This window comes from Pedobacter sp. WC2501 (genome assembly GCF_052682415.1).
Genome location: NZ_JBQZFI010000001.1, coordinates 5,896,679 through 5,909,426, shown reverse-complemented (window position 1 = coordinate 5,909,426; position 12,748 = coordinate 5,896,679). Strand labels below are relative to the sequence as shown.

At 36.9% G+C, this 12,748-nt stretch carries 10 protein-coding genes; 3 read left to right on the top strand and 7 right to left on the bottom strand.

Annotation, left to right across the window (positions count from 1 at the left end):
* Window positions 1–47: 47 nt before the first annotated feature.
* The 4 genes from bcp to ACUN24_RS24660 form a co-directional block, all read right to left on the bottom strand.
* A complete protein-coding gene (gene bcp, locus ACUN24_RS24675; RefSeq protein WP_315421369.1) occupies window positions 48–512 on the bottom strand; it encodes a thioredoxin-dependent thiol peroxidase in 465 nt (154 codons plus the stop codon).
* A 204-nt stretch (window positions 513–716) separates the two neighbouring features.
* The gene (locus ACUN24_RS24670; RefSeq protein WP_445564908.1) at window positions 717–2,450 is read right to left on the bottom strand and encodes a M23 family metallopeptidase; all 1,734 of its coding nucleotides are present in this window, start codon (window positions 2,448–2,450) and stop codon (window positions 717–719) included.
* 3 nt (window positions 2,451–2,453) lie between these two features.
* Complete coding sequence (locus tag ACUN24_RS24665) at window positions 2,454–3,065, bottom strand: fumarylacetoacetate hydrolase family protein (protein WP_445564907.1); 612 nt, start codon at window positions 3,063–3,065, stop codon at window positions 2,454–2,456.
* A 75-nt stretch (window positions 3,066–3,140) separates the two neighbouring features.
* The gene (locus ACUN24_RS24660; protein ID WP_132402520.1) at window positions 3,141–3,671 is read right to left on the bottom strand and encodes a T9SS type A sorting domain-containing protein; all 531 of its coding nucleotides are present in this window, start codon (window positions 3,669–3,671) and stop codon (window positions 3,141–3,143) included.
* Between the two features lie 179 nt (window positions 3,672–3,850).
* Here ACUN24_RS24660 and ACUN24_RS24655 point away from each other — a divergent pair, with 179 nt between their 5' ends.
* The gene (locus tag ACUN24_RS24655; RefSeq protein WP_445564906.1) at window positions 3,851–5,809 is read left to right on the top strand and encodes a KUP/HAK/KT family potassium transporter; all 1,959 of its coding nucleotides are present in this window, start codon (window positions 3,851–3,853) and stop codon (window positions 5,807–5,809) included.
* Window positions 5,810–5,813: 4 nt separating this feature from the next.
* Window positions 5,814–5,966 (top strand): hypothetical protein, encoded by a 153-nt coding sequence (locus ACUN24_RS24650; protein ID WP_165902738.1) that lies wholly within the window; start codon window positions 5,814–5,816, stop codon window positions 5,964–5,966.
* 38 nt (window positions 5,967–6,004) lie between these two features.
* Here the strand turns inward: ACUN24_RS24650 and ACUN24_RS24645 are convergent, their stop codons facing one another.
* Together ACUN24_RS24645 and ACUN24_RS24640 are read right to left on the bottom strand one after the other, a co-directional pair.
* Window positions 6,005–6,550 (bottom strand): transposase, encoded by a 546-nt coding sequence (locus tag ACUN24_RS24645; protein ID WP_445564905.1) that lies wholly within the window; start codon window positions 6,548–6,550, stop codon window positions 6,005–6,007.
* Between the two features lie 3 nt (window positions 6,551–6,553).
* Complete coding sequence (locus tag ACUN24_RS24640) at window positions 6,554–8,503, bottom strand: amino acid permease (protein ID WP_445564904.1); 1,950 nt, start codon at window positions 8,501–8,503, stop codon at window positions 6,554–6,556.
* 292 nt (window positions 8,504–8,795) lie between these two features.
* Between ACUN24_RS24640 and ACUN24_RS24635 the strand changes: the two genes are divergently transcribed.
* Window positions 8,796–10,013: an MFS transporter gene (locus ACUN24_RS24635; protein WP_445564903.1), complete on the top strand. Its 1,218-nt coding sequence runs from the start codon at window positions 8,796–8,798 to the stop codon at window positions 10,011–10,013.
* A 4-nt stretch (window positions 10,014–10,017) separates the two neighbouring features.
* Here the strand turns inward: ACUN24_RS24635 and ACUN24_RS24630 are convergent, their stop codons facing one another.
* On the bottom strand, window positions 10,018–12,444 hold the full coding sequence (locus ACUN24_RS24630; protein WP_445564902.1) for an outer membrane beta-barrel protein: 2,427 nt from the start codon (window positions 12,442–12,444) through the stop codon (window positions 10,018–10,020).
* Between the last annotated feature and the right edge of the window lie 304 nt (window positions 12,445–12,748).

Sequence of the window (12,748 nt, the reverse complement as noted above, 5' to 3'; positions counted from 1 at the left end):
GGTTGTTGTTACATAGCAAAGTTAATATTTTAACCGCTATATCATAATTAGTTATTGATTAAATTGAGTACTTGTTGTGTTGAGTTTTTTGTGTCAACTTTTTTGATGATATGGCTAATTTTTCCATCGCCATCTATAATGAAAGTGGTGCGGACCGTGCCCATGTATTTTTTGCCATACATGTTTTTTTCTGCCCAAACTCCGTAGTCATTTACAATTTTCTGATCGGTATCGGCCAGTAGGGTAAATGGTAAATTGTGTTTGGTTACAAATTTTTGGTGCGATTTTTCATCGTCGACGCTAACGCCTAAAACTACAATGCCTTTGGCCTGTAAACCCTGGTAGTTATCTCTGAAATCGCAAGCTTCGGCGGTACAACCAGGAGTATCATCTTTTGGGTAAAAATAAAGTACAACTGTTTTGCCTTTATAATCGCTTAGCGAAACTTCTGTTCCATTTTGATCTTTTGATGTAATTGCCGGTGCCTGATCACCTTCTTTTAACTCTGCCATATTTAATAATGATTGAATTTAAATGCTTTAATGATGGAGTATAATTAAACGATTGAATTTTGAATGATAATATGTTTAAATCATGCTTGCAATTTAAACAGTTTATGCTGTTATACTGTTGGATATATGTTAAAAGATGACATTTGTTGGTTTAATTTGTGAAAAGTTGATATCGTATGGTCAAGAAATCCAATATATCTTAGCCTATCTGATAAATGTTACCGTGTATTTTCGGGTATTCTCTTTCATATCTACAACAACCAGTTCAAGTGTATGTTTTCCCGAAGCTGTTCTTTCGTCGAAACTGAGCCATAGCGTAGCCGTTTTGGTATCGAATTCCATCAAAGCCCACTTACCATCTATATAGCCATTAAAACTTTTTATCCCCGATAGATCATCGCTGATCTTAAAAAATATTTTAGATAAACCGGCCATATTTTTTCCTTCCGAGACATTTACCGGTATTATCCTAGGCGCAATGGTATCGATTGCAATATAAAAGCTGCCAAAGTTTTTTGGTGTAGCCTTAACATAACCATTTTCGAAAAATCCGCCTTGCGATGAGCCATTTGAGTTTACAATCAAAGCTTTGTTTTTTAAGTTCTCAGGAAGATTATCAGCCTTAATCGAAATATTGAAACCAATATGCAATGGGGTATACCTATTGTGGATCTGATGCACAGCTGACCAGGCATTTCCAGTTGGTTTAGGCAGTTTTTTATAAGTGAAATTTAAATCGCTGTACAATGTCCCTTGCGGGAAAACTACCTTAATATCTTCGGTATTAAATTCATTCACCTTATTATATGGATAAATTATTCCATGGGGGATAACTGGTGTTGCGATAGGTGCTGAGCCCGCATTTACCGTGAAAGGCAAAACAGATGAATTTCCTTTCGAATCGGTGATGATGTAGCGAAGCTGATGCGTAGCGCCATCATTAAAATTAATTCTGCCATTATTGATTAAACCGCTATAAATTTTTAAAGGGTTGCCAGGCTCAACAAAACTTTTCTGGATACTTCTTTTGGTATTCAGGTAGGTAGGGTAATCGATATGCGAATTAATTGCTTTACTATCTTCGAAAGCAAAACGTTCAAGTGCAGAAGTATATACTTTCTTGCCATCTACTTCGAGCTGAATAGAATATACACCATTGGTGCCCGATAAACCATTATGCCGATCGGTTACTACGATACCGAAACCAACCTCTCCGGTTAAACTGATGGGGGCAGCGGTTTTATAACTACCATTTGCTCCGCTAATGCCAATGGCCTGTTTTGGTGTATTTTCGTTAAAAGTTTTGCCATTTAAACGGTATACATATAATCCATGTATAACAGGCGGAATATTATCCGGAATGATGATCCCGAAAAATTGCGGATTTATGGTTTCTTCAGTTTTAGTATCTCTGATTTCGAAATGCAAATGAGGCCCGCCTGAACTGCCACGGTTACCAGACCAGGCAATAATTTCGCCTTTATGTACCGGGATTAATGTGGCATCTGGAAATTCATCAATCTCAAACGATTTTTTTTCATATTCAAGATTTTTAACAATCGTGGCAATTTTTGGAGCGAAACGTTGTAAGTGACCGTAAACAGTAGTAAACCCATTAGGGTGATTAATGTACAAGGCCTGTCCGAAACCACTGTTTTGAACCCTTAACCTCGAAATATAACCATCAGCTACTGCATAAACAGGATAACCTTCGCGCTGATTGGTTCTGAAATCGATTCCAGAATGAAAGTGATTGCCTCTGATTTCGCCGAATGAACCTGCCAGGGCAGGAGGGATAATATCTAAAGGTTGCCTGAAATCTGTAATCGGGTATTTATTCGTACTATAAATCTGTTGTGCCTGAACAAAAGTTGAAGCAAATAAAAGGCAAATTGAAATGGAAAATTTAAACTTATTTTGGATCGGGTTTTTAATCATTCGTTACTTTACATCAAAATTTAAAAGTTGTTTTCCTTCTAACCAGGCTTCCAGTTTATCGCCTTTATTGATTTTTCCAACGCCCTGAGGTGTGCCGGTAAAAATTAAATCTCCCTTTTTTAAAGTAATATATTGAGAAACAAAGCTGATTATCTTCTCGAACGAGAATAACAAATCTTTAGTATGGCCAACTTGGCGGCTTTCGCCATTTATCTTTAACTCAAAATTTAAATTGTAAAGGTCTTCATAATCACTTTTAGGCTGAAAAATACTGATCGGTGCAGAGTGATCAAAAGCTTTGGCCAACTCCCAGGGTAATCCCTTTTCTTTATGTTTGCTCTGGATATCTCGTGCAGTAAAATCGATTCCTAATCCAATTTCATCATAATAATTAGTTGCAAACTTTTCGGCAATATGTTTTCCTTCCTTGCAGATTTTTAATACTACTTCAAGTTCGTAATGAATATCATCAGAAAAATCGGGCAGGTAAAAAGGTTTATTATCTTTTAAAACAGCTGTATCAGGTTTAAGGAAAATTACTGGTGTGGTTGGAACTGGATTGTTCAGCTCTTTTGCGTGTTCGGCATAATTTCGGCCAATGGCGATGATCTTCATTCTTAAGAATATGAAATATGATAAAATAGACGGGAATTAATTCCGCATCAATCAAAAATAGAAAAGAAAATGGTGTTATAAAACTGAGATCCGTTTTACCTGGCTTTCTGAGCCTGCAATAACCCTTAAAAAATAGATGCCTGGGTTAATTCTGTTAGGAACGACAAAATTTTTATTATGCTCGCCGGCATTTAAACGTTCGTTCAAAAGTGTTGCTACTTCATTTCCCAATAAATCGATAATTTTGATCGTTGTTTGGGTGCCATCTTTTCCAATAGATAAAATAATATTTAACTGATCTTCTACCGGGTTAGGATATATTTTTAAAATACTTAACAATTTATCTTTTGCTACAACTGTTGTATTTTTAGGAACTGTAGAAGAAGTATTGAACATCCCGGAACCACCAACTGTCATGTAAAACGGTTTGTAAGGTGTAATATTGGCTTTGATTTCAGGAATTCGGCTTATTTTTTTTGTTCTGTTTTTTAAGCTGATGTGAATGCTATCACTCTGTTGTGACCAGGAATTTAAGCTGCATAACAAAACAATGCACAATGTGCAGGCGAGTTTTGTGAGTAACGTTATCCTAGTGTAGAGTTTCATCAAATTGGTATAGCAAATGTATTAATTTAAAACAAAGAAATTAAACATTTTGTTTAAAACCCATAATTTAACACAATTTAACAATAAAATTTAATTTTCATAGTGTTGAAAATACACAATAATTTGGTTGTTAAATTGTTATAGTTAGTTTACTTTTGCCGCACTAAAATATCAACGAAGTGTCAAATCATAAAAATGTCAACGCGTTAACCGCCGGCGGTGTTCTAATTAGTTTAGGAATTGTGTTCGGTGACATTGGTACATCTCCACTATATACCTTAAATGCAATTTTCACAACCATTTTAGGGGGAAAGCAAGATATCAATCCAACAAACGTTTTAGGCGTTTTATCTTGTATCATCTGGACATTAACCTTACAAACCACCATTAAGTATGTTATTATTACCCTTAGGGCCGATAATAAAGGTGAAGGTGGTATTTTCTCTTTATTCTCCCTGGTGCGCAAAAAGGCTAAGTGGCTGGTGGTACCAGCCGTTGTAGGTGGTTGTGCACTACTTGCAGACGGCATTATCACACCTAGTATTACGGTAACATCGGCTATTGAAGGGCTTACCAGTAAATTTGATGTACCAGTTATTCCAATTGTAATCACCATTTTAACCATCTTATTTATTATCCAGCAGTTCGGTACCAATATGGTAGGCAAGCTATTTGGTCCGGTAATGTTTGTTTGGTTTGCTGTACTAGGTGTTTTGGGCGTGTCTTTTATTATTAAAGATTTAAGCATCCTTAAAGCATTTAATCCTTACCATGCCATTCATTTATTGGTGACCAACAAACTGGCATTTTTAATTCTGGGCGGTGTGTTTTTATGTACAACCGGGGCAGAGGCTTTATATTCTGACTTAGGTCACTGTGGTAGAAATAACATTAGAATCAGTTGGATCTTTGTAAAACTGACACTTATTCTAAACTATTTGGGGCAGGGTGTCTGGATTTTGCAGAACAGTGGCAGTTATGTGCCGGGAGCTAAAATGAACCCATTTTTCCAGATCGTTCCAGATCAGTTTCAAATTCCAATGGTTATACTCGCTACTATGGCGGCGGTAATTGCCAGTCAGGCTTTAATTAGTGGCTCGTTTACTTTAATTGCTGAGGCAGTACGCTTAAACCTTTGGCCAAAAATTAAAATAGTCTATCCATCAGTTTCTAAAGGCCAGTTATATGTTCCTTCCATTAACTGGATGTTATGGATTGGTTGCTGTGGTATTGTATTCTTGTTTCGGAAAGCAGAGAGAATGGACGCAGCCTATGGTTTATCTATAACCATAGCCATGTTAATGACCACCATCCTGGTGAGTTTTTATTTAAGAAGCAGACGTTTTCCACGGTATCTGATCGCGTTATTCTTTTTTACCTATGTCATTATTGAGGGTACATTTTTGATCAGTAATTTAACTAAATTCTTACATGGCGGTTGGGTAACCGTATTAATCGGTTCTTTCTTATTTACGGTGATGTGGAGTTGGTTTGTAGCCCGGAAAATCAAAAACCGATTTGTTAAATATGTAGAAATTGAGGATTATTATGAGATTTTAACTGAACTGAGCAGCGATGAATCGGTTCCGAAATACTCTTCCCAGCTGGTTTATTTAACCAGTGCCAACTTTAAAACGGAGATCGAATCCAAGATTATCTATTCCATTATTCAAAAAGAACCAAAACGCGCTGACGTATATTGGCTGGTACACGTTGATGTAATGGATGAGCCATATACTTTAGATTATAAAGTTGAATTCCTGATTCCGGGCAAGTTAATCAGGATCGACTTCAGGTTAGGATTCAGGATTGAGCAACGTGTAAATTTACTTTACCGTAAGGTAGTTGAAGAATTAGTGAAAAATGGAGAGATCGATATTACCAGCCAGTACACCTCATTAAACAAGCATAAAATTGCTGGCGATTTCAGGTTTGTACTTTTAGAAAAACATTTATCTAAGTTTACCAAGTTAAGTTTCTACGAGAGACAGATTATGGATTACTATTTTATCCTTAAAAAACTGAGTTTGTCTGAGGAGCGAAGTTTTGGCTTGGATAGCAGTTATGTTGATGTAGAGAAAGTACCTTTGATTTTCGTTACGCCAGATGATATTGAATTACACAGACTCCCGGTTTAATTCAATGAGAACTGCAATTTTAATTTTAGGTACCGTGCTATTTATAGCAGGTCCTGCAGCCAAAATATACCATCTTGATCATGCAAATAACTACATGATTGCATCTGGATTAGGACTCGTGATGATTACCGCAATGGCATTTATCAAGAAAAAATAAATACAATCCTCTTTCTACTCAAGAAAGGGGATTTTTCTTTATAAATGGAATTTATCCTCGTTCCAATTGCGAGGATTATTAATGATGTAATTTGAAATGTTCTGATATGCTCTTTCATCGCGAATGATGTGTTCGTAATAATTACGCTGCCAGAGCTTTCCCATTGTTTTATTGTGTGACTTGAACAACTGCAGGCATGCATTTGAAACAATCGATTTGTAAGCTCCGACGATTTCAGCAATTGTCGGGGCGACCCTTGCGGTCGCCCTTTTTATTTTATCGTCTTCTTGTGCGACCGCAAGGGTCGCCCCGACATCAGATAAAATGATTATGCCATGCATGTGATTCGGCATGATCTGAAAAACATCAAGTTCAAAATTCGGAAATCTATCTGCTAAATTAATCCATTCGTTATAAGCGATAGTTCCAGACTGATTTAAGATCATTTCATCACCTGAAACTTTTCCAAATCTATGGATTCTATCTTCACAGCAGATCGTGATGAAATAGGCCCCTGCTTTTGAATAGTCGTAACCCTTTAACCTGATCGATCTTCGATGATGTATTAAAGGATTGTATTTCATTTACTAAACCTCCAGATTTGCCAGTTTACTATGTCTGTAACCATAGGCAAAATAAACCACAAGCCCAACTACCAGCCAGATGCCGAAACCGATCCAGTTTGAAATTCCAAGTTCGCACATCATATATAAGCAACTAATCAATCCCAAAACAGGAATTAATGATAGGTTTTTGGTAATGCAATAGTAGGTGATGACCACACAAATAATCAAGAAAATCCACATTGGGATTTTGTGCTTAAATAAACCCCAGCCACTTTCGTATTTTTTCTCTACAGGTATTTTTGAGGCTGCAATAAACTGCTCGTAACGATCAGCAGGTAACGCACTCAAATAAGATTCTGCATCTACTTTTTCTGTCAATAAAATTTGTGGCGCAGCATTTTTAACAATTTCCTCTTTAACAATTTTTAGTTCATCACCACTTAGCGAAGTAACAAAAGTTACGGTTTGGATGGTTTTAGGCGAATTGAAAAAGAAAGCTTTTGTCTCTTTTCCATATTGTGTGAAGGCAAAAATAATCGTCGCAATTAAGGCGATTGGAATAATAAATTTACTGTTTACATAAGGTATCTTGAATTTTCCACGCTGAACATCGGGTCTGTTCTGTAATACTAAAACCCCTGCACAAACCAATACGAAAGCGAAAAGTGTTCCGATAGAACAAAGATCGGTAACAATGGTCAGGTTCATAAACAATGATGGTACAGCGACTACAAAACCTACTACAATAGTTGCAAATGAAGGTGTTTTGTATTTCGGGTGAATTTTAGAAAAAGATTTTGGCAATAACCCGTCTCTGCTCATGCTCATCCAGATCCGTGGTTGACCCATCTGAAAAACCAAAAGTACACTTGCCATGGCAAATACCGCACTTACGGCAATAATACCGCTCATTAATTTTAAGTTAATCTGATCAAAAACAAATGCTAAGGGATCGCCAACAGCTAAAGTGTCTGATTTAACAATGCCGGTTAAAACCAATGCAATAGCCACATAAAGGATGGTACAGATAATAATGGCCCACATCATTCCACGGGGTAAATCGCGTTGTGGGTTTTTACATTCTTCGGCAGTTGTAGAAATGGCATCGAAACCGATATAGGCAAAAAACACTGCCGAAACGCCCTTTAGAACTCCTGCAACTCCATTAGGCGCAAATGGATCCCAGTTTTTTGTATCTACATAAAATATACCAACCGCCAATACCAAAAGAATTACCGCAAGCTTAACCACAACCATGGCATTGCTGGCATTGCGACTCTCTTTCATGCCACGATAAATTAACCAGGTAATTAAAATGATGATGCCTAAGGCAGGGATATCTGCAACGATGTGAAAACTACCTATTTTTGGAGCGGTGAGCCATGCATTATTCGCTAAAGCTGTAGCCGGATCTAAATCTGCCAGGTTTTTGCCAGCGGCCAATAGAGCTTCAGCATGTTGATGTCCGTTATAAGCGCTTAAATAGTCCATTGTCATCCAATCGGGTACATGGATGCCATCTATGCCGAGGGGAGGTATTTTGATCGTTGATAGTAGTCCGGTAAAGTAATCAGACCAGGATATCGCCACTGTAATATTGCCAATGGAATATTCCATAATGAGCGACCATCCGATAATCCAGGCCACCAATTCTCCGAAGGCAACATAAGAATAGGTGTAGGCACTGCCAGAAACAGGTACCATTGAAGCAAACTCTGCATAAGCAAAGGCTGCAAAACTACAGGCTACCGCTGTAAAAATAAATAAAAAAATTACTGCCGGCCCGCCGTCTGCACTTGCTTTGCCAATCGTACTAAAAATTCCTGCTCCAATAATCGCTGCAATTCCAAAAGCTGTTAAATCGCGTACACCGAGTGTTTTATGTAATGTATTTTCGTGATCGCCATAGCCGTTTGCCGCATCTTTTAATATCTTGGAAATAGATTTCTTTCTGAATAGCTTTTCGAACATCTTTTGTTTGATTGTTTCTTCAAACTTATAAAAAGTTTGGTTAAAAACGTTTAAAGCAGGATATAATTTTCAATACACTTCGCTTTGAGAAGCAAAATGCAGCCGAAAAGAATGGTATTTATTAGATTAAAGTAAAAATTTGTAATTATTTGCCATGAATAATCCTTTGTTTGATTTGCATAATTTTAGGGCGGGTGAAAGTCTTATTTTTGCAGTCAATAATCAATCAGATAGCTAAGAACGCGTAAATAGATGTTTGATTGGAATATTTATATACGATTATAGTATCAATATGAATTCAAATACAGCACAAATAAAATACATTAAAGAACGTCACCAGGGTTTAGCTACTTTACTGGCCTTTGCCTTAATTCCATTGTCAGGTTTTGCTACCGATATTTATATCCCCTCTTTACCAACAATGGCCGGAGAAATGCAGGTAAGCAGTGTTCAGGTTCAACTTACATTAAGTATCTTTTTAATTAGCTATGGTGTTTCACAACTTTTTATCGGGAGCGTGCTCGATAGCTTTGGCAGGTATAAGATCTGCCTGTATGCGTTATTGATTTTTGCAGCGGCAAGTATTGTTATTGCCACAACCCATAATATTTATCTCATTTATGTAATGCGCGTTATCCATGGACTTACTGTTGGCGCAATTGTGGTGGCCAAAAGGGCATATTTTGTCGATCTCTTCGAGGGCGATCAGTTAAAACACTACCTCAGTCTGTTTTCCATCATCTGGTCTACCGGACCAATTGTAGCACCTTTTATTGGTGGTTATTTGCAAACAGCATTTGGCTGGGAATCTAATTTCTATTTCTTGGCAGGTTTTGCACTTGTTTTTGCGGTTCTGGAGTTGTTGTTCAGCGGCGAAACACTAAAGCATTTTACCGCTTTTCAACTGAAAAAAATCACCGGCATTTATATCGAAATGATTAAAACAACGAGTTTTACATTGGGTATTGTAATGTTGGGTTTAGCCTATTGTATGGTGATGGTTTACAATATGACCGGTCCATTTATTATTGAGCACCACTTTAATTTCTCGCCGGTTATTGCAGGTTACAGCTCATTGTTTTTAGGTTTTGCATGGATGGTTGGAGGCTTTATTGGCAAGGCTACCATCAACAGGCCCTTCTTTAAAAGATTAATGATCAACTCGCTGTTTCAGGTAGCTTTTGTAATTATGATGATTATAAGCTTAAATTTTGTTTCTAACATCTGGTCGTTAATTTTCTTTGCCTTTTTAATCCATGTAGGAGCAGGCTTTACCTTTAATAATTACTTTACTTTCTGTCTGAGCAAATTCCCAAAAAATGCAGGCATTGCAGGCGGCTTAACAGGAGGGATTACCTATGTGATTGTTTCTTTTTTGAGTTATGGTATCGTAAACCTGATTCCTGCCAAAGATGAACGTAACCTAAGCTATAGTTATCTGATCATGATCCTAATATCGGTTTTAGTGATGTTTATTATTCTAAGGATTCGAAAAAAAGATGAAGTGTAATTTATTATTTGATCCGGCCTTGCTCATCAGTTACGCTGGTTTTTCGCTCTCGGGTACCTTTAATACTGCTGCTACCAAAAATGTAATTTAAACTAATTCTGTAAACCCTGCTTTCTTGTTTTTGCGTGAGGTTATAATCTAAACCCGAAAGTGCACTGCTGATTCTTGCTTTTCTGGTATCGAAAACATCATTGGCCGCAAGTTTAACGTTGAGTTTTTTATCAAGGAATGATTTTTTGATTCCGAAATCCACTCCATAATAGGGCTTGATGGCATAAGTGCCATAAATCTGCGACGAGGCATATTCTCCTGAAAGTTCTGCTGATGTTGACGGGCTTACGGTAAAAGTGTGACTGCTATTGATCATAAAATTCACTTTTTTCCGATCATAAACACTGTTACCTAAATTTGCGGTTTTGATCTGGTTATAGGTGCTGGTAAGTGTATTGTCCATACTCCAGAATTTGGTAATGGTTGTAGGATAGCCGATTGTTAAATCGTAGGCATATTGTTTATCGAGGTTTTGCACGGTTTGATACAATGTTTTCTTCTCGTTTTCTGGTAGCAAAACGTCAATAATTAAGTTGTTGGTGATGCTGTACCCCAATGAAATATTTAATGTTTTTTTATAATTATACGCCATTTGAAAAGCATTGGTGTACTGCGGGTTAAGAAAGGGATTTCCCTGACTGAAAGTATATAAATCAACAAAATAAACAAAAGGGTTAAGTGATTTATAATCAGGCCGATCTATCCTTCTACTGTATGAAAACCCGATTTCATGATTAGCATTTAGGCTTTGGTTGATGTTAAAACTTGGAAAAAAATCAAAATAACTGCGTTTTACAATCTTATTGTCGTTAATAGAATTGCCTTTAGAGTTGGTTTGCTCCGTTCGTAAACCAATTTCAACACTGGTCGATTTAAATTCATGCTTTAGGGTTGCATAAGCGGCATTGATGTTTTCGTCGTAAATAAAGCGGTTACTTCTGCCTGCATCATTCTTCCAATCTGTTCCAATCAGGTTTTCGAATTGAAAATCATTATCTGTACTGACCCAGCTGCTTTTTAAGCCGACATCTAATTTAGTTTTCGTGCTGATTGGAAGTACATAGTCAATTTTTGCAGCCTTGATTTTAATAAAAGATGGGGTAGCATTTCGAAAGATAGCAGGTGATTTATACATCGAAGCACTTTGGTCGAAAAAGGAATTTTGATAAATGGTATTTTCCTCACTATGGTATTTGGCATAATCTAAATCGATAGAAAATTCCTGACCTAACGTATCCATCACACTTTTGTAATTAAGGTTGTAAGCCTGATTGCGGTATTTATTCTTTGCGGGATTATCGGCAACAATAGAGGAATCAACCTTTGTAAAACTTTGCCCAATAGCGGTAACGCCATTAGATACATCGTGACCATTGTTAAAATAACCTGTAGTGAGGAAACCTAAAGTGTTTTTATCGTTGATGAAATAATCAATCCCGGCTTTGTAATTGTTGTTATGTGTGGTTCTGGTTTGTGTATTCGATTGATGGAAATAAGTATTTTGATCGCTGCCATTTACTACCCTCGAAATGTCCAGGTTTTCGGTGGCTTTATTGTTGTTATTGGCGTAGTTGCCAAAAACATTAAAGTTTTTGTTTCGGTGGTTAATGGATATCCCGGCATCGCTTTTTGGATTCTTACCATATCCGAAACCTAAGTCAAGATTTCCATTGGTACCGTAACTGGCGTTCTTTTTTAACCGAATATTGAGTAGCCCTGCGTTTCCTTCAGCATCGTATTTAGAAGAAGGACTGGTAATCAGTTCGATCGTTTTTATTTCGTTACTATTTAACGATCTTAACCTGGTAGCCAACTGTTCGGCAGATAAATAGATCGATTTTCCATCAATAAGCACATTGACGCCAGATCTACCTCTGATACTGATTATCCCATCCTGATTAACCGTTACACCAGGCATTTTAGCAAGCACTTCGAGGGCAGTATTTCCGGTCGAAACTATACTGTTCTCTACGTTCATCACCGTTTTATCGTTATGGCGTTCTATTAAAGGCTTGCGGCCAGCAATAACAACACTTTCCAGTTCATTTATATCCGGTTGTAACGTAAAACTTAAATTGATATCGGTTTTGTTTGGTTTTAGCTCTAATGTTTCTAAAAGGGTTTTATAACCAAGTGATTTAACTTCTATTGTACACTTACCCGACGGGAAATTATCCAATGTAAAATTTCCTTGTTCGTTAGTTGTCACGGTTTTGATAAAGGAAGAGTCTGTTGCACTTTTAAATGTGAGCGTAGCCAAAATTTTTGTGTTGTTTTTAGAGGTAACCATTCCAGTAATATGGGTTTTTACGGTTTGGGCATAAAGTAGATTGACACAAAATAAAGTAAGTATCATAAAGAATGGAGCGAATGGTTTCATTATTAGCTAGGGATCTGATGATTAGTTTTTCCTTTTATCTGATTAGGAATTAAACGAAACTAGATCATTAGTTGCATTAATTGGTAGATTTTAACAATGTTTAACCCAATTAACATTTTTTTACATACTTAATTTCCGTGCCTTCTGTGTCTCCGTGGTAAAAAACGCTTAGCAAGATGTTAATGCCATTTGACAGAATTAAACTTAAGTCTTAGCGAGACGCTAAGACCAGATAAGGTTTGTCACGCTGAGTGTAGTCGAAGCGTCTTTTACAACATCCATGCTCCTTGATAAGAGATTTTGA

Bases quoted from the DNA above. Each gene is read 5' to 3' on its own strand.
- ACUN24_RS24640 (WP_445564904.1), bottom strand. From the start codon at position 8,503: ATGTTCGAAAAGCTATTCAGAAAGAAATCTATTTCCAAGATATTAAAA.
- bcp (WP_315421369.1), bottom strand. From the start codon at position 512: ATGGCAGAGTTAAAAGAAGGTGATCAGGCACCGGCAATTACATCAAAA.
- ACUN24_RS24630 (WP_445564902.1), bottom strand. From the start codon at position 12,444: ATGAAACCATTCGCTCCATTCTTTATGATACTTACTTTATTTTGTGTC.
- ACUN24_RS24665 (WP_445564907.1), bottom strand. From the start codon at position 3,065: ATGAAGATCATCGCCATTGGCCGAAATTATGCCGAACACGCAAAAGAG.
- ACUN24_RS24645 (WP_445564905.1), bottom strand. From the start codon at position 6,550: ATGAAATACAATCCTTTAATACATCATCGAAGATCGATCAGGTTAAAG.
- ACUN24_RS24635 (WP_445564903.1), top strand. From the start codon at position 8,796: ATGAATTCAAATACAGCACAAATAAAATACATTAAAGAACGTCACCAG.
- ACUN24_RS24670 (WP_445564908.1), bottom strand. From the start codon at position 2,450: ATGATTAAAAACCCGATCCAAAATAAGTTTAAATTTTCCATTTCAATT.
- ACUN24_RS24650 (WP_165902738.1), top strand. From the start codon at position 5,814: ATGAGAACTGCAATTTTAATTTTAGGTACCGTGCTATTTATAGCAGGT.
- ACUN24_RS24660 (WP_132402520.1), bottom strand. From the start codon at position 3,671: ATGAAACTCTACACTAGGATAACGTTACTCACAAAACTCGCCTGCACA.